The following is a 21,287-nucleotide window of genomic DNA, read 5'->3' as shown; positions in this document are numbered from 1 at the left end:
ACACTGCGTCGGCGTCACCACGCGCCCAGGGTGCCAATCAGGTTGCCCGTCTTCGCGTCGAAGACATCCAGCCACACCCAGTGAGGGACATAGATGCGCCCACCGTGCTCCCGAATCTGGGACACCCCCGAGCCGCTCCGGGAGTTGGGAATGGGGACGTCCCACCCCACGCTCCCCTTCAGCAGGTCCCTACGAACGAGCTGCTCCCCGCCCTCCTTCAACGCGTAGACCATGAAGAGCGAGTCCTCGGAGAAGTCGACGACGTCCACCGTGGACTCCTTCACGTTCCTGGGGTCCATGTCGGCGACGTTCTCCGCCCACAGCGCGGCCTTCTCGCCCCGCCGGAACACCGCCACCATGGGCACCCGGCTCCCAGGGCTCCGTGCACCCATCGCGACGTCCAGGTCCTCGAGCTTGTAGACGTTCTCCGCCCGGAATCCGGGAACGGCGGGAAGGTTGCGCGGGCGCGCACAAGGGACGGGACTCTTCCTGAACACCGGAACGAAACAGAGATGGTGGCTCCATTTGACCGGCGCGCAGGGGGGCGGAGGCTCGATGGCGGGCCGGGCGGTCGCCGTCTTCGTGTTGAACAGGAGGTTCTGCCCATCCACCACCTCGACCCAGACGGACTCGGTGTCGCCCTTCGGGATGCAGAGCCTGCTGGGCTTGTCCGAGAGCGCCACCCGCCCCAGCGGCTTGCCTGTCTTCGGCTCGAGGAGATGCACCGCGCCCGGCTCACTCATCACCACGCGGCCGCCCTGGTGAACGACGTGCACCGCGCCGGACAAGTCCGAGATCGTCCCCTCGAGGTCCGCTTCCCAGAGCAGGTCGAGCGACTTCCCATCGAACGCGGCAACCTGGTTGCGCGTCTCCGTCTTTCCGGGAACGAGACTGAGGCGACGGATACGGCCGATGATGTCGTCCGTTCCGTCACCGTTGAGGTCCACGGCGAGGGGAACACCCTGGGAGTCCCATTGGAACTTCGCCTTCTTCTCCGCCACCGGTGGCGGCGCCACGACGACGGGAGACGGCTCCGGGACGCTCGTGGGGGTGGGCCCGCTGGTGGACTCCGTGACGGAGCTGAAGCTGTAAAAGGCCACGAGCCCCGCCGTGAAGCAGAGCGACAGGATGCCTCCCACCAACAGGCCGCCCGTGTTCCCTCCCGCCCCCGTCGAGGCCGGCGCCTGATACTCGGGACGCGGCGCCTTCTCGCCCTGCGTGTCGATGGAGGCGTTGCAGTAGCCACAGGTGTAGAGCACCCGGCCTTCCTCGAGGACGATGGGCGCATGACAGCGGGGGCAACGAGGCGATGTCGGGCGGGCGCGAGCCATGCCCGGTTTCTACCATCCGGCCCTGCACTGCTGCGTCAGAGATAGTTGCCGATGAACCACGGCAGCCGCTCGCCCAGCTTCTGCAAGAGCCCGCGCCGCCTCCACCCGCTCCAGTGAATTTCTCGCGAGTGGCGTAAATCTTTCTCAAAAGATGCGGCGAGCTGCGCCGCCAGCGCCGGGTCCTCCACCACCACCGAGCACTCCTCCAACGTCGTCAACGCCAGCGGGTCCATGTTGGTGGAGCCCACGACGGACAGGGAGTCATCCACGAGCATCGTCTTGGAATGCATCATCGACAGCTCGTACTCCCAGATGCGCACGCCACCCTCCAGCAAGCGCGCATACGTCGCCCGCTGCGCCGCGTGCACCGGCCCGACGTCATGGTGCCGCCCGGGCACCAGCACCCGCACGTCCACGCCCTGCTTCACCTTCTCCAACAACATGTCACTGATGGCGTCGGAGGGGATGAAGTACGAGTTCGCAATCCAGAGCCGCTCCTTCGCCGCCGCGATGGTGAGCAGCGTCATTCGCCGCGCGTCCGACAGGAACCGGTTGTCCGTGCTGGCCACGAAGCCCGCGCGCGCGTCCCCTGCGTAGCGCGGCTCCGGGAAGTCGGTCGCGGGCAGGAAATCCCCACCTGACTCCTGCCAGTTCTGGGCGAAGGCGACCTGCATGTCCCGCACGGCCGGGCCCTCCACGCGGATGTTCATGTCGCGCCAGTAATCCGCGCCCTGCGCATTCCCCATCCAGCTCTTCCAGATGCCCCAGCCACCCGTGATGCCCACCTCGCCATCCCGCACCACCAGCTTCCGGTGGCTCCGCGCCCGGAGACGGACCGCGTCCAGGGCCACGAAGTCACCTTGGATGGGCCGGAAGTAGCGCGCGTCACAGCCGCTGGCCGCCAGCGCGGGCATCACCGCCTCGAAGTTGACGCTGCCCAACGGGTCCACGAGCACGCGGCACGCAACCCCGGGCCGCCGCGCCGCCAGCGCCCGCACCAGCCGGTCCGACGGCTCACCGGGCCGCCAGATGTAGCTGGTGATGTGGATGCTGGTGTGCGCGGCGAGAATCTCCTCTTCGATGGCGTCGAAGATGAAGCCGTTCTCCACCAGCTCCACGCGGTGGCCCGGCACCAGCGCCACGCCCAGCGACTGGAAGAACGCGAGCGAACGCGCCTCCGGGCTGCTTCCCGGCAATGAGCGCAGGCGCAGGTCATGCCGGTGATTGGGAGCGGGGCACCCAGCGGCAATCAACACCACGGGCACGAGCCAGGCGAGCTTCACTGCCGGAAGCTAAGCGCCCATGGCCCGCGGCGCACCTGCCGATGTCTCACGGAAGACACCCCGAGCCGCGTAAACGGCACATCTCCACCGTGAGGGTGGAAGCCCCCGCCCCGCGTGCTCACCTTCGGGACACACCGCGTGTCGCCAATGCCCAACGTGCCTTCTCACCGACGCTCCACCCTCGCGTGCACGCTGCTGCTGGGCTGCCTGCTGCCCACCGTGAGTCACGCGGTCGCCGCGGACGCACCGCTGCGCGACACCCCACCTTCCGAGCCTCGTTCCAAGTACTTCGACACGCCCGCCGCCCCGTCACCGGAAAGAGCGGCCGTGCCCACGTACATCGAACCGGAGGACGTGCCGCTCCCCAAGGGGGCCTGGGTGGCGCACGGAGGGCTCGCGTTGCTTCCCGTGGCCGGCGTCTGGGGCGCCAGCCGCGTGGGCGGGGACACGCGCGTGGGTGCCACCGCGACGGAGACGGCGGCGGGAATGCTCCTGGGCGCCATCCCCTCGCGGCTCCTCTTCTTCCGCCCCGCGGCGCCCAGCCCGGGGCGGTGGATGGAATTGGAGACCGTGGCCTTCAGCGGCGGCTTCGTGCTGACACCGCCCCTGACCGCACTCGGGACGTGGGGCCTGGGCGAGCTCGCCTTTGGCAAGAGTCACCATCCGGGCCGTGCCTACCTGGGCGCGCTCGGCGGCGCGGCGCTGGGCACGCTGTTGGGCGTCATCGTCCACGAGTCCCTGGTGAAGCTGTCCAAGCCCAGCGCCCGCTTGAAGAGCGGCCGTCAGCTCATCGCCCTGGGATTCATCGGCGTGGGCGCGACGTTGGGCTATCAATGGGCAGGCAGTGGACCTCGCCCAGACGGACACACGCAATAGTTCCGCTGCATCTGCTTCACACACACACGCGTTGTGCACCGCCCAAGTCCTTGCAGTCTCAGACGCAGTGCGTGTGACACGCGGCGCATTGTGATTGTCAGACCTGGGCTCCACACTCCGCCGCGCTGTACGGACACCGCTGTTGGAGAGACCGCAATGACTGCTCGCAAGCACCTCCGAATCGCCGTCGTCCTCACCGCCGCCGCCGCCGTGCTGGGCCTGGGAATCACCATGACGCCGGCCACGGCCGTCGCCGACGACTGCCAGCCGCCCTGCTACAAGCACCCCATCACCGGTGAGTGGATTTGCGGCACCCCGTGTCCGTAATCCCCGGACACACGTGCTGAAACACCTGGGGCCTCTTCCGCACCGCGCGGAGGAGGCCCCGTTTCATTCCCAGCCACCCTGCGGCACCGGCGTGGCGTCAGTCCGTCCGCATGGCCTCCACGGGGTCCAGCTTCGCGGCGCGCGCGGCCGGGTAGATGCCGAACAGCAGGCCCACGCCGCTGCTCATGGCCAGCGACAGCATCACCGCCCAGGCCGGCACCTGCGCGGGCAGCCCCACCATCCACTTCGCCAGGTGCGCCAGGCCCATGCCCAGGCCCACGCCCAACACGCCACCCACCAGCGACAGCACCACCGCCTCGATGGCGAACTGCGCGAGGATGCGGCGCTTCTTCGCGCCCAGCGCCTTGCGGATGCCAATCTCCCGGGTGCGCTCCGTCACCGCCACCAGCATGATGTTCAGGATGCCGATGCCGCCCACCAGCAGCGACAGCATGCACACGCCGAAGCTGGCCGCGGAAATCACCTTCGAGATGTTGTTGAACATCTCCGTGGCGCTCTCGTTGGAGAACACGAAGAAGTCATCCTCCTCCAGCGGCTTCAGGTTGTGGCGCCGCCGCATCAGCAGCGTCACCTCGTCCTGCGCGCGCTGGAGCACCTCCGCCGACTGGGCCTGGACGCTCACCCGGTAGTTGCGCACCCCGAACAGCGCCTTGTAGACGGACAGCGGCATCATCACCTGGTTGTCCTGGCTGCCTCCGCCCATGAAGCTGCCGCGGCGCTTGAGCGTGCCAATCACCTGGAAGCTGCGCCCCAGGATGCGGATGTTCTGCCCCAGGGGCTGCACGCCCGGGAACAACGTGTCCGCCAGGTCCTGGCCAATCACCGCCACGCGGCGGCCGTCCAGGTACTCCGCGTCCGTGAAGGGCCTCCCGAACTCCACCACCACCGAGTTCGTCTGGAAGTACTCCGGCGTGCCGGCCCAAATAGTCACATTGGGGCGCGACTCGCGCTGCTGCGTGGACACCTTCTGTCCACCCTTGGAGTCCTCCGCCGCCGCCAGCAGCACCGACGGCTGCAGCCGGATGGCCTCCAAATCGCCCTCGTTCAGCCGGGGCCGCCGCGCCAGCTCCGCCAGGGACAGGTTTCCGCCGAAAGGCAGCCGCTGCACCTGGAAGCAGTCGGAGCCCAGCTCGGACATGCTCTCGTTCACCTGGATGCGCAGGCCCTCGATGAGCCCCATCATCGACACCACCGTGGTGGCGCCAATGACGATGCCCAGCAGCGTCAGGAATGAGCGCAGCAGGTTGGAACGGAACGTTCCGAACGCCAGCCGCAGGGTGTCCCAGATTGCCATCATCGCCGCCGTCTCCCGTCCATCACTCGTGGCGAAGCGCTTCCACCGGGTCCAGGTTCGCCGCCCGCGCCGCCGGCCAGATGCCGAACAGCAGCCCCACCATCGCCGCGAACCCCACGCCAGCCACCACCGTCAGCGGCTCCACCGCCGCCGCCAGGGGTGTAATCAAGGACACGATGCGCGCCAGCCCCAGGCCCACCACCGTCCCCATGGTGCCGCCCAGGGCGGACACACAGGAGGCCTCCATCAGGAACTGGAGGATGATGGTGCGCTTGCGGGCCCCCAGCGCCCGGCGGACGCCAATCTCCCGCGTCCGCTCGCGCACCGACACCAGCATGATGTTCATGATGCCGATGCCGCCCACCAGCAGCGTGATGAGGCCCACGCCCATGGCCGCGCCATAGAGCGCCCCGGTGAGCTGCGCGTACATGCTGGCCAACTGGTCCGGCCGGTTGATGGCGAAGTCGTCCGGCAGCCCCGGCGGCGTGTTGCGCTCCCGGCGGAGCACCGCGGTGAGCTTGTCCACCACCGCTGGCGCATGCTCCGGCGACGTGAGGGCCACCGCGATGTTGGGTGAGCGCTTCTTGCCGAAGTGCGCCAGGAAGGTGCGGAAGGGCACCATCACCACCAGGTCCTGGTTCTCTCCCAGGATGGTGCCCTTGGCCTCCAGTGTTCCCACCACGCGGAAGGGCTTGCCCTCGAAGAGGATGCGCTGCCCCACCGGGTTCACTCCGGGGAAGAGCGAGCGCACGAGCTCCGCGCCGATGACGGCCACCTGCGCCCGGTTGTCCACGTCCGCGTGGGTGAGGAAGCGGCCCCGCTCCAGGGTGAACGAGCCCACCGTGGCGTAGTCCGGCGTGGTGCCCACCAGCAGCACCGAGCCGATTTTGCGGTCCAGGAAGCGGCCCTCCACGCGCTCGAAGAAGAGCGGCGCCGCGGCCAGCACGTGCTCGGACGCGTTGAGGATGGGCGGCACCAGGTCCGCGCTCAGGTCCTTGCGGTTGCGGTACGACCACCAGTCGCCGTTGAGCGTCCAGGGGAACTTCGAGATTTGGAGCGTGTTGGCGCCAATGCTCGAAAGCTGGTCCTCAAAGGAGCGGTTGATGCCCTGGATGATGCCGACAATGGCCAGCAGCGTGCACACGCCCACGCCAATGCCCACCGTCGTCAGCACGGTCCGCAGGCGGTTGGAACGGAGCGAGAACAGCGCGATGCGCGCCCCCTCCCACACATCGACCCGGATGCTCACGTCAGATTTTCTCCGCTGCGTTGCACGTCGCGCTGTTGATACGGGCCCCGGAACGGGTGATTGCACGCGACATTCCCTCGGTGCAAATGCAGCGTGACGGAAATCCGTCTGGAACCCCGCGCGAAGCGGTTCCCGGCCCATCCGTGTAGGTGTCCCACTCCCGGGACGTGCCGGCCCCCACACCCAGCATGCGCCCGCGCGGCCACCCCCTGTCTCCACGCGGGGCGGGAACGGAAGGCCGCTGGGACTACGGGACGACCGTCACGGAATCGCCCTGGATGCGGACGTTCAGGATGGCCTCGTTGGGGAGCACGTCCGCTTCCTCGATGATGTCCTGCTCATCCACGCCCACGCGCAGGGAGTACGTGCCGTCCGTCAGGTCGGTGATGTCAATCCACTGACAGGGGATGTCGGCGACGTAGATGTCCGTCCAGCCGACGGAGATGCTCATCCGGTCGAATGAGAGAAGGTAGGGCGCCGCGTCATCGCACTGGCGCTGGTAGTCAATGAGGTAGAAGCCCTGCTTGCGGCCCTCCACGACTTCGTTGCCCTGCGCGTCCCGCAGCGCGTACTGGGCGAAGTTGGTGAGGTGGTCATGGCCGTGGCACTCGTCCCAGATGTAGAGGTCCGGCCGCTCGTCCCAGCCGGGCACCACGGCCGCCGCCGAGCCCAGGTTCTGGATGGAGGTGCTGAAGCGCAGCAGGCGCCGCTCACCGGGCGCGGGCACGCAGCCCTCCAGTATCTCGCAGGAGTCAGCGGCGAAGGTGCGGCGCTCCACGTACAACGTGCGGGCCAGCACGTCCGCGTCCACGGCGAGGTCCGCCTTGCCGTGCTCCGGGTCCAGCGTCAGGCCACATCCCGCCACTGGCGGCAGATACGGTGCCGTCGCCGGCTCCGCGGGCACCTGGCCACCACCGAGAATGACGACCCGGCCCGCCGGCCCGCCGACGAGCCCCGTCGGGGGCGCCAAGCCCGCCACCAGGTCATCGAAGCCGTCGCCGTTCAGGTCTCCCGGCGGGATGACGGCGAAGCGGTTGAAGCCTTCGTACCCCTGCGGCAGGACGTCCGCGCGGGGCCAGGACCACACGGGATTCAGCGCCGAGGAGACCCCTTCCGCCGGTGAGTAGAAGTACAGCCGCCCGTCGGAGCCCACGACGAAGTCCTGGCGCTGGCCGTCTCCGTCCACGTCCCCCACCGAGGTGATGGATGAGCCGAAGTTCGCGAAGACGGGGTCGCCCATGGCGGACCACGTCGGGGCGGAGGCATAACCGCCGCCCGCCTCCGACAGGTGGAGCCGCACCGTGCCACCGCCCGGCCCCGTGAAGCGCTCCGGCACCCCGTCCCCATTCAGGTCCGGGAAGAGGCTCAGCGATTGGCTGCCCACCGTCCAGAAGGGCTGCGCCGCGAGCCCGCCCTCACACGGCCCGGGACTGCCGGACTTGCAGCCAGGCACCAGCGAATAGCCATCCCCCATCGAACTCGACAGCACGAGGTCCTGTGCCCCATCCCCGTCCACGTCTCCCGCGCGGCGGACGGAGCCGGTGTAGAGCGGCTCCGCGCGCTCCACCAGGGTGAAGGGCCCGCCCGGCGCGCCGGGCGTGGCCAGAAAGACGGACACCGCCAGCCCCCTCACGCTGACCACGTCATCCAGGCCGTCCCCGTTGACGTCCGCGAAGACGGCGTTGTTGTACACGCCGCCGCCGGGCACCACGAACGCGGGCTCGGTGAAGACGCTGGCCAGGTCCGCCTGGCCCTTGAAGACGAGCGCGCCGTACTGGCCGGAGACGAGCACGTCCGCGAAGTCGTCCCCGTCCACGTTGCCCGTGGACACCGTCATCCGGTTGCCATTGGTCCTCGAGTTCGCGTTGCGCCAATCCATCACCGCCGTCACCCCCTGCGTGGAGAAGTACGGCGCCTCACCCGCGAAGAGCGACACCCGGCCGGGGTCTCTCGTGAGCGAAAGACACGGGGGCGCGGCGACGACCAGGTCCCTCTGGCCATCGCCATTCACGTCGCCCAGCGCGATGGAGCGGCCGAAGCAACCGGTGGCGTGCGCGGGGTCGTGCTCCACCTGCCAGAGCGGCACCTCGGAGAGGAACGTGCCTCCGTCCCCGGCTCCCGCGTCTGGCTCACCCGCATCGGGAGCGCCTGCGTCGGGCGCCCCTCCGTCGGGCTGCCCGGCATCCGGCGTGCCCGAGTCGGGTTCCCCCGGCTCCACGGGGTCATCACAGGCGCAGAGTGAAACGGCCAGCAGCGAGGTCAGGGCGACAGCGCGAATGCGTTGCATGGGGTGTTGTCCGGGAAACGCGTCGCGGGCCGGTCCCTCGCGACGTCTGGGATTGGACGTCCGCAGCGTATAGACCGTTCACTCCACGCAACGCGAAGTGCTTGCCCGGTGCGGGGCATCTCCCGGCGCGCGCGCCCTCGCGGCGCCGGAACGGGCGCAATCTTGCCGCCGCACGGAAACATCTGGTGCCGCAAAGGGGCTCTGCTGGTGGCCGTCTGGTAGGAACGTCCCCACCTTTCCCCTGGCGCTCCCTGTCCCGGGAGCCACCGCGACACATGGCCCCGTCCGCCGCTCCCGCCACCGCCGATGCGCCATCCGCCTTCCCGGCGTTCACGCGCGCCCAGAAGGTCTTCACCCTGCTGGGCGCGGTGCTGGGGCTATTGCTCGCCGCGCTGGACCAGACGATTGTCGCCACCGCGGGGCCGGCCATCCAGGCGGACCTGCGAATCCCCGCCTCGCTCTACCCGTGGCTCACCACGTCGTACTTCGTCGCGTCGACGATGATGGTGCCCGTGTGGGGCAAGCTGTCGGACCTGCTGGGCCGGCGCGCGGTGCTGGCCGCGGGCATCGTCATCTTCCTCGCGGGCAGCTTCCTGTGCGGCGTGGCGCGCTCCACGGTGGCGCTCATCCTCTTCCGCGCCGTGCAGGGGCTGGGCAGCGCGGCGCTGTTCACCGCCGCGCTGGCGGTGGTGGCCGACCTCTTCGAGCCGCGTGAGCGAGGCAAGTACCAGGGCCTCTTCGGCGCCATGTTCGGCCTGGCCAGCGTGGTGGGGCCGCTGGCCGGTGGGTTCATCACCGACCACCTGGGCTGGCACTGGGTGTTCTTCATCAACTTGCCCGTGGGCGCGGTGGCGCTGGCGCTGGTGCTGTTGCGCATGCCACGGCTGAAGCCCCAGCGTGATTCCCGGGGTGGGTTGGACCTGGTGGGGGCGTTCACGCTCGCGGTGGCGCTGGTGCCGCTGCTGCTGGCGCTCAGCCTGGGGAAGCAAGACGGCGGCGATTGGGCATGGACGTCGTGGCGCATCCTGGGCCTGTTCGCGCTGTCGGCGGTGGGCCTGGCGGCCTTCCTCTGGGCGGAGCGGCGCGCGCCCGAGCCCCTGCTCGACCTGAAGCTGTTCCGCCTGCGGGCCTTCAGCGCGGGCAACGCGGCGGTGTTCATCATCGGCGGGGCGTTCCTGTCGGGCGTCGTCTTCCTGCCGCTGTTCATGGTGAACGTGGTGGGGCTGTCGGCGACGCGCTCGGGGCTCACGGTCATGCCGCTGACGCTGGGCGTGGTGGCGGGGAACGTGTTGAGCGGGCAGCTCGTGTCCCGGGTGGGCCGCTACAAGGCGCTGCTGCTGGGCTCGCTGGTGCTGCTGATTGCGGGCTTCGCCGTCATGGCCTTCACGCTGACGCCGGACTCCACCCAGGCGGAGGTGACGGCGAAGATGGTGCTGGTGGGCCTGGGCCTGGGGCCTTCGATTCCGCTCTACACGATGGCCATCCAGAACGCGGTGCCGCCAGACCAGATTGGCGTGGGCACGGCGGCGGCCACGTTCTTCCGGCAGTTGGGCATGACGCTGGGCGTGGCGCTGCTGGGGACGGTGTTCGCGTCCACGCTGTCCTCGGAGCTGGAGACGCGCATGGCGCAGGCCACCGCCGCGCTCCCGGACACCGTGAAGGCCGAGGTGATGCGCGCCGCGCCGGGCGTCAGTGGCGAAGGCGGCCCCACCGGACAGGTGTTCCGCGCGGAGGAGGTGAAGGCGCGGGTGCGCGCGGAGTTCGACGCCGAACGGCGGACGGCCGTCGTCCCCGAGGCCCGGGCGAAGGTGGACGCGGAGGAGCGGCAGGCGCTGGCGGCGGTGGACGCGGCGGGCCGGGCGTTGAAGATGGCGTTCACTCGCGGCGTCTCCGCCGTGTACCACGTGGCCCTGTTCATCGCCGGTGCGGCGCTGCTGGTGACGCTGTTCCTGCCGGAGCAGCACCTGCGCCGCAAGCGCCGGCGCCTCCAGTCCGCGCCGGAGCCGTAGCGGCCGCGCGGCTCAGGAGCCGCTGCAACGAACCTGGATCGGGTGGCTCTCCAGCACCACGCACTCGCCGCTGCTGCACTTGAACAAGTCACAGATTTCCGGGGACTGGACGCAGCGGACTTCGGGGCCAGCGCCCAGGTTGAACGAGGCGCAGGAGAGCCCCTCTGGGCATTGCTTCTGCTCTCCAGTGCATGCAGGGCCGAGCACCTGGCCCTCCTTCAACGACAGCCTGGATTCATTCGACGGGGGCACCTCGCCTTCGGCGCCACGACAGCCCGCCAGGATGAACGCGGCGATGATCCACTTCAGCCCCGGAACACGCTTGCCTTGCTTCATCATGAATGTCCTCCCACGAACCAGTGACTGTCCGAGCCAAGCAAGACATACGCCAACGCAGACGAGGCCCGTAGGCTGAGCAACCACCCGCGTGACGCCGACGACGCCATGCTCCAAGGGGTGCCTCGGAAATCCAAGGGCCCCCAAGTCGCCCTCAGTTTCCCGAGGTCGTCGACTGACCGGAAGTGAGCTTAGAGATCCGCGAACAAGTCGACGGCCGCCTGAGCGAGCAAAGCCCGGTCGACCTCTTCGAGTCCTTCTGCATAGGCAATGATATCCAGCACACCTGCGGCATCCGTGCTCCAGAACAAGCGCTGCAGTTTGGCACGGAGCGCCTGCCCTTCCTCGCCGGCCTGCTTCAGTGATGCGCGCACGTCATCCAGCCCCACGAGCTTGACGTAGGCAAAGATGTCGAAGCAGTCCTTGGTCTCCGTTGGCCGCTGCTCCAACTTGGCGCGAACCTTCATCGAGAGGAATCCAACTGCGTCCGGCAGCCGGATTCGCAGCGAGGTCTCTCCCATTGGGAGAAACACGGGCTGACTTCCACGCAGCGCCAACCGCGCATCAGGCAGCGGCGTCATGTTCGTGGGGAGTTGTTCCAAATCGACTCCAGCAGGTGCGAACAGGTCGAGGTGCATCACCCCTCCCGGAAGGGTTTTCGACCAACGAAAACTGCGCGTTCGCTCGTACCCCCGGAGCTTGAGGACCTCAGGTAGACGCTCCGCCCCGAACTCGGTGCCATCCATGTCGAAGAGCAGATCAGGCTCGTGGGAATAGCCGCGCTCAATCACGGCTCCTGTGTCGGTCGTGACGGCGATGACCCCCGACCCACCCTTGCGGAGCGACTCCAACGCGAGCACCTGCCCACCGATGAGCACGACGTTCCAGGAGAGATCTCCCAGTTGCAGCAGGAGTTCGCCCAGTTCTCGCAGAATCTCTTCGAACTGCTCCTGCTCGGTCATGGCGCATCCTCTGGAATGGGCAGCGCCCGTGCGAATTGCCGCACCAGCTCATCCGCCTGCTCCTTGCCGCGCCCCCCACTTTGATGGAAGTCCACGGTCAACTGAGGCAACGCCACACCCGGGCCATGAGGAAGCGTTCGTGGCGAAAAGAAGACCCCCCCGGCATCCGTCTCAGCCGAGGGCTCTGCCCGCAGCACCCAGAAGTTATGAGGCATCAGCCGGCGCAGCCCGAAGGCTTCGACAGCCGCGTCGATAGAGCCCGTGAGATAGAGCCCGTGAGGCAGTCCCGACACGAAGCGCTCTTCAGGTAGCAAGGCGCTCGCCAGCGTGTAGATGCCCCGAATGCCTTGGGCCTTCAATCGCTCAAGGCCCTTCCCCAACAACTCCGGCGTGGTGGAAGGCGCGTTGAAACCGTCCAGTGTCACGGAGGTCTTCTCGCCACTTGCCATCCACGCCCTCAGCAGGCGCACGGGAGCCCTCAGCCGAAACCCACTCCGCTTGCCGACCGGCTCGACATACCCATCGAGCACGAGGTGGCGGACGACGCCGTACGCATAGGAGTAACTGGTCTGCGTCCGCTCCGACAACGCGCGGACCGTCTGCGCTTCTCCCGGCGACTGCAACAGGGTCCGGACAATGCGGCACCCCTTCCCGTGGAACACCGGCTCACGGGGACGCCGCTGCGACGGTTCGCGCCCCTGTACACGAATGAAGGTGCTGCCTGAGCGCAGGAAGAATGTTCCTCGCTGATCGACCAATGCGACGTCTTCATGCTCGCAGGCCGCGATGACTCCAGATGACGCGGAATCCGTCGCAATCATCGGGATGCGGACAACGGGCAGGCGCTCGGCGGTCCCATCCCGCCGGTCCAGCGCCACGCTCGCCGCGCGCAGGCGTTCCCGAAGTGAGTGAACGTCCGCCGGGAGCAACGGCGCGCGGTAGGCCATCAGGACCGGCACTCGTACCTGGGGGAGAACCACCTCGGCGAGTTCATAGACCGCCTGCCCACCAGGTCCTCTGCGCGGCAACAGGAAGACGTCTTGGCGCAGGAGTTCCACCCCCCGAGGCAATCGGAGGTCCTGCTTCCAGAATGCTTCTCGAAACTCCGCAGTCGAGTCCATTAACTCTGTCGATAATACGCAGATATGCGCAAGATACGTGCGCATATTGGCCGAAAACGGCCAATATCGACAAAATTAACGAACAATGCGCTCCAAGGGCGTCCCGGCTGGCCTCCCCCCAAGCTGCCCCCTCAGTTCCCCGAGGTCTTCGACTGCTGCGCGGGCGCCGGCACAGGCCCACGCGGTGCCGGCGCCTCGGGACGCGTGAGCGTGCCGGGCATCTCCGCCAGCGCGTACGTCATCCACGCCACGGCGGCGGTGCTGCGCGCCAGGTCCTGCGGATCCACCTTGTCCAGCGTGTCCGCCTCCGTGTGGTGCACGTCGAAGTAGCGGCTGCTGTCCACCTCCACGCCGAAGAAGGGCACGCGCGCGGGCATCAGCGGGCTGATGTCCGCCCCACCCGCCTCGCGCGCGGAGAACTGCGTCACGCCCAGCGCCGTCAGCGGCGGCAGCCACGGGCGCAGCAGGTCCTGCCCGCCCTCGCCCGCGCGCACGCTGACGCTCACGGGCCGCCCGCCGCCCGCGTCCATCTCCAACGCGCCCACGTGCCGAGGCAGCTCCGCGGCGTGCGCTTCCGCATAGGCCCGCCCACCGCGCAGGCCGTTCTCCTCGTTCATGAAGAGCACCACCCGCACCGTGCGCCGGGGCGCCTGCGGCAGCTTCGCGATGAGGCGCGCGGCCTCCATCACCATCACCACGCCCGCGCCGTCGTCATGCGCGCCCGTGCCCACGTCCCACGAATCCAGGTGCGCGCCGATGAGCACGATTTCCTGCGGCTTCTCCCGGCCGCGAATCTCCGCCACGACGTTGGAGGAATCCGCGTCCGGCAGCTCGGAGCTGCCCAGCATCAGCTTCACGCGCACCGGGCCACCCGCCAGCAGCCGGTGGAGCAGGTCCGCGTCCTCCGTGGCCACCGACGCCGCAGGGATTCGCGGCCCCTCACTGGGGAAGTTCGTCGCGCCCGTGTGCGGCGTGCGCAGCGACGCCGTGGCCAGCGAGCGAACCAGCGCGCCCACCGCCCCGTGCTTCGCGGCGACGGCGGGGCCTCGTGAGCGCAGCCCCGCGAAGCGCCCGTAGTCCGCGGCCACCGTCATGGTGTGGTTGAAGAAGACGAACTTCCCCTTCACCGCCGCGCCCAGCGACTCCAACTGCTCCAGCGACGTCACCTCCACCACCTCGGCGGTGAGTCCCTCGGGCGCGGTGGGCGGGCTGCCGCCCAGGGCCAGCAGCGCCAGGGGGTGCCCCCGCGTGCGCTCGGAGGCCAGCACCTCGCCGGACGCCTCGCCTCGCACCCAGTGCGGCACCTTCACCGGCTCCAACCACGCCTTCACCCCGTCGGCCTTGAAGGAACGCAGCGCCCACTGCACGGCGGCCTCGGCGCCCGGCGACCCCGACAGGCGCGGGCCAATGCCGTCCGTCAGCTCGGCGAGGCGCGCATAGGCATGGCCATCCGTGAGCGCGGGCCCAATGAGCTTCTCGGCGGTCGCCTGCGCGTACACGGGCGCGGCGCGCTTCGCGGGGACAGCCTTGGGCGCCGGCTTCGCGGCGGGTGCGGCTCCCGACAGCAACTGGAGCGCGAGGGAAGCGGGCAGGATGAAGGTGGCGACGGGCAAGGGGCCTCCAAGGGGAGGCGCCCACTCTCCGTCGAGCCCCTGGGCCTCGCAAGCGACGGTGAGCGTCACCACCGCCCGGAAGCGGACAACGCCCGTGCGTCATGCAGGCATGGAACCGAGGGGCGGAGCGAGAATCCCAGGGGCCACCGCGCGCCGAGAGGGGGAACGCGGCGCGCGGGGCTCAACTGGGACTTCCACGACGGTGTCGCTTTTGGGGGAGGCAATCACCGCCGCCGCGTCTCACTCCGAAGAGGAAACGTGGACGGCATGTTGAAGGGCAGGCGAGCGCCCGTCAAGCACGCTCCCCCTCCGAGCCCATAATCGAACATTCACACCCGGTGAACACAGACGATTCCACTGTCACTGTCCAAGCCAGGCGATTCCCCAGGACAGCCACCGGAAGGCGGGCATCCCGTGCGGGGCGTGTTACAGGCCGGACAAAGGTAAGCGCATGCAATCCACCCTGACGCGGCGGCCCCAGGCGACGGCATTCAGCATCGAGGACCTGCTGGACCGCGTCCGGCGCGGCGAGGTGCGTCTCCCCCACTTCCAGCGGCCCCTGCGCTGGGAGGCCGGCGATGTGAGGGATTTGCTCGACAGCGTGTACCGCGGCTATCCCATCGGCACGCTGCTCTTCTGGAAGCGCGAGGCCCCCGCCGCCAGCGTGAGCTTCGGCCCGGTGCGCATCGACGCGCCCTCCCACAGCCAGGCGCTGTGGGTGGTGGATGGGCAGCAGCGCATCACCGCGCTGGCCGCGGTGCTCCTCCACCCGGAGCAGGAGCCCGCCGCGCGGGACGGCTTCACGCTCTTCTTCGACCTGGACACGCAGGAAATCGTCCAGCCCGCGCACGGCGAGCCGACGCCTCCGCATTGGCTGCCGCTCAACCGGGTGCTCGACAGCGAGCAGCTGCTGGGCTGGCTGGACCGCTACCCGGGGCGCGAGAAGAACCCGGAGCACGTGCGCGCGGCCATCCGTCTGGGCAAGGCGGCGCGCGAGTACCAGATGCCCGCGTACGTCGTCGAAGCCGCGGAGGAGAAGACGCTGCGCATCATCTTCAAGCGGCTCAACACCTCCGGAAAGCCGCTCACCGACGACGAGGTCTTCAACGCGCTCTACGGCGGCACCGCGGGCTCGCGGCTGCCCAATCTGAAGGCGCTGGCCACCAGCCTGCTGGAGCTGGGCTTCGGCCGCATCGATGAATCCCTGCTGCTCAAGGCCGTGCTCGCGGTACGCGGCCTGGACTTCACCCAGGACTTCCAGAAGCAGCTCCGCGAGGAGGACGACCTCACGCAGACGCTGCTCCAGACGGAAGCGGCCCTGCGCAGCGTCATCATCTTCCTCAAGCGCGACGCGGGAATCCCTCACGGGCGCCTGCTGACGAACCCGCTCTACTTCGTGCTGCTCGCGCGCTTCTTCCACCTGCACCCGGAGCCGTCGCCGCGCACCCGGGATTTGCTCGCGCGGGGGTTCTGGCGCGGCAGCCTGGTGGACAGCTTCCTCGACAGCCGGGCCCTGTCGCCGCAGGAGCTGCTGGCCGCCATCGGCCCCGACGAGGAGCAGTCCGTCCAGTCCCTGCTGGCGCAGGTGCGGCCCCTGTCCGACGAATGGCTGGCCCAGCACGCGCAGCCCGCGACGTTTGGCCTCGCGCTGCGCTCGCGCGGCATGGCCCTCAATGCCTTGTACTCGCTCCAGCCGCGGCACCTGCGCACCGGAGCCCTGTTGGAGCCATCCCAGCTCTTCAGCGACACCGACCCCGCCAGCCTCAGCCCCGTGCTCAAGTCCCTCACCGTGCAGGAGCCCGACGCCGAGCTGAAGCTGGACCCCGCGCTGTACCGCTCCTTCCTCTACACCCCCGCCAACTACCTGATGCACCCGCCCCTGCCCGGCCAGCCCCTGCTGGACGTGCTGCGCGACGAGCCCGCGCCGGCGCCCGAGGTCCTCCAGAGCCAGGCCATCACCCCCGCCATGCGCGACACGCTGCGCGAGGGCGGCACGCTCGAATTCCTCATGCAGCGCATGGAGCTCATCGATAGACACATCATCGAGTTCCTGCGGGCCCGCACCCGCTACGAGGAGTCGGACCGTCCGTCCCTCCAATCGCTGGTCGTCGAGGAGGAGGACTGACTTGGAGCCCACCCGCACCACGGCCGGAATCCTCGACGTCCACCTGGGCGACGTGCACGTCGGCACGCTGACGCTGCTGGAGGACGAACGCATCGAGTTCGTCATCGCGGAGGAGTACCGCCAGCGCTACCCGCGCCCGGTGCTGGGACAGATTTTCGAGGACGACCTCACGCGCCGGCACGTCAGTCGCCTGCGCCTGCCTTCGTTCTTCTCCAACCTGCTCCCGGAAGGCACGCTGCGAGAGCTCATCGCCGAACGCGAGCAGGTGGCCCGCCAGCGCGAGTTCTTCCTCATCGCGCGGCTGGGTGAGGACCTGCCCGGCGCCATCGTCGTGCGGCCCGCCAGCGTGCTGTCGCTCAGTGGCCTGGAGCCGCTGGAGGAGCCCCAGGCGCCCAACGCGCCGCAGGAGCAGGAGCCGCTGCGCTTCTCGCTGGCCGGCGTGCAGCTCAAGTTCTCCATGCTGCGCCGGGACAAGGCGATGACGCTCCCGGCGGGCGGACGCGGCGGCAACTGGATTGTGAAGCTGCCGGACAACCGCTACGACCGCGTCCCGGAGAACGAGTTCTCCATGATGACGTGGGCCCGCGCCGCCGGCATCACCGTGCCCGAGGTGTCGCTGCTGGACGTGGCCGACATCCAGGGCCTGCCCGAAGGCATCACCCTGCGCGAGGACGTGGCCTACGCCGTGCGCCGCTTCGACCGCCCCGAGCCCGGCCGCCGGGTCCACATGGAGGACCTGACGCAGGTGCTGGGGCTGTACGCGGATGAGAAGTACAAGAAGTACAACTACGAGACGGTCGCCAACGTCATCTACAAGGTCGCCGGACTGGACGCGCTGCACGAGTTCCTGCGGCGGCTGGTGTTCATCGCCGTCATTGGCAACGGGGACGCGCACCACAAGAACTGGTCGCTGCTCTACCCGGACGGCACCCGGGCCACGCTGTCACCCGCGTACGATTTGGTGTCCACGCTCCAGTACATGCCGGCGGACACGCTCGCGCTCAACTTCGCGAAGTCGAAGCGCTTCGATGACATCTCCCTGGGCAGCTTCGAACGGCTGGCGCGCAAGCTGGCGCTGCCCACAAGTGACGTGTTGCCGGTGGTGAAGTCCGCGGTGGAAGCGTCGCTCGACACCTGGTCCTCGCTTCACGCGCAGCTGCCCCTGCCGGATGAGAGCCGCCGCCGCATCGAAGCCCACTGGAAGCGCGTGCCCCTGCTCCAGGGGCAATGAACCGGAGCCCTCCATGAGCGAAGACGCCTTCTTCACCGTCTATGACGACCTGCCCCGTCACGGCCCCGGCAGCGACGACTGCACACGGGAGGCCCTGCGACGGCTGCCTCCACTGCCACCGCACCCGCGCGTGGTGGACCTCGGCTGTGGCGCGGGCGCGCAGACGCTGGTGCTCGCCGAGGCGCTTCGCACCCGGGTCATCGCAGTGGACCTGCACGGGCCCTTCCTCGACCAACTCCAGGCACGGGCACTCGAGCGGGGCCTGGACGCGCTCGTCGAAATACAGCGGCAGGACATGGGTGCACTGTCGCTGCCCGAGGCTTCCTTTGACCTCCTCTGGTCCGAAGGCGCCATCTACCACCTGGGCTTCGGTCCGGGCCTGCGGCGCTGGCGTCCGCTGCTCGCGCCCGGAGGCGTGGCCGCCATCACCGAATGCACCTGGCTGACCGATGAGCGCCCTGACGAAATCGCGCGCTTCTGGGGTGAGGCCTACCCCACCATGGGTACGGTTTTGGAGAACCGCGCCGCCGCGGAAGCCGCGGGCTACGAGGTGCTCGACACCTTCACCCTCCCCGCCTCCGCGTGGTGGGACACCTACTACACGCCCCTGCTCCAGCGCGTCGCACACCTGCGCGCCCACGGTGACGCGTCATTGGAAGCCGCGCTCTCGGCCGCCGAGCAGGAGACCCGCCTCTATCGCCAGTACGAACACACCTACGGCTACGTGTTCTATCTGTTGCGCAGCCCGTCAGCGCCTTGACTCCGCGTATGAGCGGCCCCATCCACGAAATCAGGACATGCAATTTTTCCACAAATAGTGTCTATGTCCTGGAAAGCGCAAAGGCATCTACGAACACCTCGCATGCCATGACCCGGCCTTCCCCCCAAGCCGGCGCTGGCTGCGCCCTGGCAACCCAAGGGAAGCATGTCGACCGAGCAGTGGGCCCACCGCTTCTTCGAGCTGTCCACGGAGCCCTACGTCATCCTGGGCCGTGATGGCGTGTTGCTCGAAGCCAATCCTGCCTTTGGCCACCTGGTGGGCCTGTCTTTGACGTCACTGCGTGGCATGGCCTTGCAGGATTTCATCCCCATCGAAGACGCCGCCGTCCTGTTCGCGAAGCTGGGTTCCACGAGCCCCACCTCGCGCATCTGCCGCTGGCGCCGGCCGGATGGGTCCTGGCTGCCTCTGTCCTGGCGCATCACCGCCGCTTCGGAGTCGGAGCCGCTCTACTGCACGGTGCGGCAGGCCGAGAAGCCGTCCGCCGCCCCCTGGCCGGAGAGTGACTACCTGCCCTTCGGCCTCTACCTGGTCGACATCCGCACGCGCCGGGTGCACTACATCAACCACCGCTTCTGCCAGCTGTGGGGCATCGCCGAGTTGGAGGGCGCCATCCAGCGGGGTGAGCTGTCCCATGACGAGGTGATCCACCACTGCCTCAAGGCCGGCGACGCGGCGGAGTTCCTGCGCCTGTGCGCGGCCCCGGACCAGGGCTGCGTGCCGGGACTGGTGGAGGACGAAGCCAGGCTGTCGGATGGACGCACCCTGCGGCGGCTGTCCACGTCCTCCTCGGTGGCGGGGGACGCCATGCGCTACCGGTTGTTCGCGTTCGAGGACGTCACCGAGCGCAAGCGCACGCAGGAGGCGCTGCACCGTTCGGAGGAGAGCTTCCGCAGGCTCATCGACCGGGCGCCCGAAGGCATCTTCGTGCACACCCAGCGGCGCTTCATCTACGCCAACCCCACGCTGTTGCGGGCCCTGGGCTACGACGACCCGGCCGAGCTGATGGCCAAGCCCATCTGGAGCATCGTCCATCCGGATGACCTGGAGCTCGTCAAGGACCGCGTGCACACCGCGGCCGTGAAGGGCGCGCTGGCCCCGCTGCGGGAGGTCCGCTACCTGCGGCGCGACGGCACCTGGTACGACGCGGAGAGCGTGGGCATCCCCATCGAGTTCGACGGGCACGAGGCCGTCGTGGTGATGGCGCGCGACATCACCGAGCGCAAGCAGGCCCAGTCGCAGCTCTTGCAGAACGACCGCATGGTGCTGGCCGGAACGCTGGCGGCGGGCGTGGGGCACGAAATCAACAACCCGCTGACCTACGTCATGGCCAACCTGGCCTCGGCCATGGAGTCCGTGAGCCGCCTGGGCGCGGAGCTGACGCGGGCCGGGGAGCGCGGTCTCAGCAGCGTGGCGTGGCCAGTGACGCTGCAGGACACGGAGGCCCTGCTGAAGGAGGCGCAGGAAGGCGCCATGCGCGTGCGCAACATCGTGCGGGATTTGAAGTTCATCTCCCGTCAGGATGAGGAGCGGCGCGAAGCGGTGGACGTGCGGCAGCCGCTGGACTTCTCCATCAACATGGCCGCCAGCCAGCTGCGCCACCGGGCGCGGCTCATCAAGAAGTACGATTCCGTCCCCCGCGTGTTCGCGGACGGCTCGCGCCTGGGCCAGGTGTTCCTCAACCTGCTGGTGAACGCGGCGCAGGCCATCCCCGAAGGCAACGCCGAGGAGCACCACATCACCGTGTGGGTCCGCGCTGGGCCGCCGGGCAGCGTGCTGGTGGACGTGAGCGACTCCGGCTGCGGCATGGCGCCCGCGGTGCTCTCCCGCGTCTTCGACCCCTTCTTCACCACCAAGCCCGTGGGCAAGGGCACGGGGCTGGGGCTGTCCATCTGCCACAGCCTCATCCGCAAGCTGGGCGGTGACATCACCGTCCGCAGCGAGCTGGGCCAGGGCACCACCTTCACCGTCACCCTGCCCACGGCGCCGGACGCCGTCCCCACCCAGGCCGCGCCAGTGGCACCCGCGCCCCACGCCGAGCGGCGGGGCCAGGTGCTGGTGATTGACGACGAGCCCGCGGTGGGCCGCTCCCTGGCGCGCATCATCGGCATGCGGCACCGGGTGACGGTGGTGAACAACGGCGAGGACGCGCTGGCGGTGCTGACGTCGGGCGCGCCCTTCGACGCCGTCTTCTGCGACCTGATGATGCCGGGCATCTCCGGCATGGACGTCTACGAGCGCGTCCGCGAGCGCGGGGACGGCATCGCCGAGCGCTTCATCTTCATCACCGGCGGCTCGTACACCACGCGCGCCCGTCAGTTCCTGGAGCGCGTGCCGAATCTGCAGATTGAGAAGCCCTTCGACGTGGAGTCGATTCATCAGGGCCTGGGACAGCTCCTGGGTGCCTCTCGTGGTAGCGAATGACGCCGGGCGTCCTCCCGGCC

16 protein-coding genes are annotated in these 21,287 nt (G+C 68.9%); 7 read left to right on the top strand and 9 right to left on the bottom strand.

Annotated features, from left to right (window positions below):
* Positions 1-14: 14 nt before the first annotated feature.
* Positions 15-1,331, bottom strand: coding sequence for an outer membrane protein assembly factor BamB family protein (locus tag BHS09_RS00495; protein ID WP_140796880.1), 1,317 nt, complete (start codon positions 1,329-1,331; stop codon positions 15-17).
* A gap of 35 nt (positions 1,332-1,366) precedes the next feature.
* On the bottom strand, positions 1,367-2,614 hold the full coding sequence (locus BHS09_RS00490; protein WP_140796879.1) for a phospholipase D-like domain-containing protein: 1,248 nt from the start codon (positions 2,612-2,614) through the stop codon (positions 1,367-1,369).
* A 147-nt stretch (positions 2,615-2,761) separates the two neighbouring features.
* Here BHS09_RS00490 and BHS09_RS00485 point away from each other — a divergent pair, with 147 nt between their 5' ends.
* Both BHS09_RS00485 and BHS09_RS38775 read left to right on the top strand, forming a co-directional pair.
* Positions 2,762-3,490 carry a hypothetical protein gene (locus tag BHS09_RS00485; RefSeq protein ID WP_237080480.1) on the top strand — a complete coding sequence of 243 codons (729 nt, stop codon included), beginning with the start codon at positions 2,762-2,764 and terminating at the stop codon, positions 3,488-3,490.
* A gap of 156 nt (positions 3,491-3,646) precedes the next feature.
* Entirely contained in the window at positions 3,647-3,817 is a 171-nt protein-coding gene (locus tag BHS09_RS38775; protein ID WP_163884368.1) for a hypothetical protein, read from the top strand.
* A gap of 97 nt (positions 3,818-3,914) precedes the next feature.
* Here the strand turns inward: BHS09_RS38775 and BHS09_RS00480 are convergent, their stop codons facing one another.
* The 3 genes from BHS09_RS00480 to BHS09_RS00470 form a co-directional block, all read right to left on the bottom strand.
* Positions 3,915-5,135, bottom strand: a complete 1,221-nt coding sequence (locus BHS09_RS00480) for an ABC transporter permease (protein WP_140786579.1) — start codon at positions 5,133-5,135, stop codon at positions 3,915-3,917.
* Positions 5,136-5,154: 19 nt separating this feature from the next.
* Positions 5,155-6,381, bottom strand: a complete 1,227-nt coding sequence (locus BHS09_RS00475) for an ABC transporter permease (RefSeq protein WP_140786578.1) — start codon at positions 6,379-6,381, stop codon at positions 5,155-5,157.
* A gap of 247 nt (positions 6,382-6,628) precedes the next feature.
* A complete protein-coding gene (locus tag BHS09_RS00470; RefSeq protein ID WP_237080104.1) occupies positions 6,629-8,668 on the bottom strand; it encodes a lysyl oxidase family protein in 2,040 nt (679 codons plus the stop codon).
* A gap of 275 nt (positions 8,669-8,943) precedes the next feature.
* Here BHS09_RS00470 and BHS09_RS00465 point away from each other — a divergent pair, with 275 nt between their 5' ends.
* Entirely contained in the window at positions 8,944-10,677 is a 1,734-nt protein-coding gene (locus tag BHS09_RS00465; RefSeq protein WP_140796878.1) for an MDR family MFS transporter, read from the top strand.
* A gap of 12 nt (positions 10,678-10,689) precedes the next feature.
* Here BHS09_RS00465 and BHS09_RS00460 read toward each other — a convergent pair whose 3' ends face one another.
* The 4 genes from BHS09_RS00460 to BHS09_RS00445 form a co-directional block, all read right to left on the bottom strand.
* The gene (locus tag BHS09_RS00460) at positions 10,690-11,016 is read right to left on the bottom strand and encodes a hypothetical protein (RefSeq protein ID WP_140786576.1); all 327 of its coding nucleotides are present in this window, start codon (positions 11,014-11,016) and stop codon (positions 10,690-10,692) included.
* A 188-nt stretch (positions 11,017-11,204) separates the two neighbouring features.
* Entirely contained in the window at positions 11,205-11,975 is a 771-nt protein-coding gene (locus BHS09_RS00455) for a hypothetical protein (RefSeq protein ID WP_140786575.1), read from the bottom strand.
* Positions 11,972-13,141 (bottom strand): hypothetical protein, encoded by a 1,170-nt coding sequence (locus tag BHS09_RS00450; protein ID WP_237077901.1) that lies wholly within the window; start codon positions 13,139-13,141, stop codon positions 11,972-11,974. Before BHS09_RS00450 ends, BHS09_RS00455 begins: the two co-directional genes overlap by 4 nt.
* A gap of 86 nt (positions 13,142-13,227) precedes the next feature.
* On the bottom strand, positions 13,228-14,709 hold the full coding sequence (locus tag BHS09_RS00445; protein ID WP_140796877.1) for a M20/M25/M40 family metallo-hydrolase: 1,482 nt from the start codon (positions 14,707-14,709) through the stop codon (positions 13,228-13,230).
* Positions 14,710-15,160: 451 nt separating this feature from the next.
* On the opposite strand from BHS09_RS00445, the gene BHS09_RS00440 reads away from it, so the two are divergent.
* The 4 genes from BHS09_RS00440 (at position 15,161) to BHS09_RS00425 (ending at position 21,267) form a co-directional block, all read left to right on the top strand.
* Positions 15,161-16,834: a DUF262 domain-containing protein gene (locus BHS09_RS00440; protein WP_140786573.1), complete on the top strand. Its 1,674-nt coding sequence runs from the start codon at positions 15,161-15,163 to the stop codon at positions 16,832-16,834.
* 1 nt (position 16,835) lies between these two features.
* Positions 16,836-18,065: a type II toxin-antitoxin system HipA family toxin gene (locus BHS09_RS00435; protein WP_140786572.1), complete on the top strand. Its 1,230-nt coding sequence runs from the start codon at positions 16,836-16,838 to the stop codon at positions 18,063-18,065.
* A gap of 13 nt (positions 18,066-18,078) precedes the next feature.
* The gene (locus BHS09_RS00430) at positions 18,079-18,825 is read left to right on the top strand and encodes a class I SAM-dependent methyltransferase (protein WP_140786571.1); all 747 of its coding nucleotides are present in this window, start codon (positions 18,079-18,081) and stop codon (positions 18,823-18,825) included.
* 165 nt (positions 18,826-18,990) lie between these two features.
* Positions 18,991-21,267 (top strand): hybrid sensor histidine kinase/response regulator, encoded by a 2,277-nt coding sequence (locus tag BHS09_RS00425; protein WP_174260472.1) that lies wholly within the window; start codon positions 18,991-18,993, stop codon positions 21,265-21,267.
* The last annotated feature ends 20 nt before the right edge of the window (positions 21,268-21,287 follow it).

The organism is Myxococcus xanthus (assembly GCF_006402735.1).
GTDB classification, from domain to species: domain Bacteria; phylum Myxococcota; class Myxococcia; order Myxococcales; family Myxococcaceae; genus Myxococcus; species Myxococcus xanthus_A.
Note: the sequence above shows the minus strand (reverse complement) of the source record. Positions and strands in the feature narration are given on the sequence as shown.

Bases quoted from the DNA above. Each gene is read 5' to 3' on its own strand.
- BHS09_RS00495 (WP_140796880.1), bottom strand. From the start codon at position 1,331: ATGGCTCGCGCCCGCCCGACATCGCCTCGTTGCCCCCGCTGTCATGCG.
- BHS09_RS00485 (WP_237080480.1), top strand. From the start codon at position 2,762: ATGCCCAACGTGCCTTCTCACCGACGCTCCACCCTCGCGTGCACGCTG.
- BHS09_RS38775 (WP_163884368.1), top strand. From the start codon at position 3,647: ATGACTGCTCGCAAGCACCTCCGAATCGCCGTCGTCCTCACCGCCGCC.
- BHS09_RS00480 (WP_140786579.1), bottom strand. From the start codon at position 5,135: ATGATGGCAATCTGGGACACCCTGCGGCTGGCGTTCGGAACGTTCCGT.
- BHS09_RS00470 (WP_237080104.1), bottom strand. From the start codon at position 8,668: ATGCAACGCATTCGCGCTGTCGCCCTGACCTCGCTGCTGGCCGTTTCA.
- BHS09_RS00465 (WP_140796878.1), top strand. From the start codon at position 8,944: ATGGCCCCGTCCGCCGCTCCCGCCACCGCCGATGCGCCATCCGCCTTC.
- BHS09_RS00460 (WP_140786576.1), bottom strand. From the start codon at position 11,016: ATGATGAAGCAAGGCAAGCGTGTTCCGGGGCTGAAGTGGATCATCGCC.
- BHS09_RS00455 (WP_140786575.1), bottom strand. From the start codon at position 11,975: ATGACCGAGCAGGAGCAGTTCGAAGAGATTCTGCGAGAACTGGGCGAA.
- BHS09_RS00450 (WP_237077901.1), bottom strand. From the start codon at position 13,141: ATGCGCACGTATCTTGCGCATATCTGCGTATTATCGACAGAGTTAATG.
- BHS09_RS00440 (WP_140786573.1), top strand. From the start codon at position 15,161: ATGCAATCCACCCTGACGCGGCGGCCCCAGGCGACGGCATTCAGCATC.
- BHS09_RS00430 (WP_140786571.1), top strand. From the start codon at position 18,079: ATGAGCGAAGACGCCTTCTTCACCGTCTATGACGACCTGCCCCGTCAC.
- BHS09_RS00425 (WP_174260472.1), top strand. From the start codon at position 18,991: ATGTCGACCGAGCAGTGGGCCCACCGCTTCTTCGAGCTGTCCACGGAG.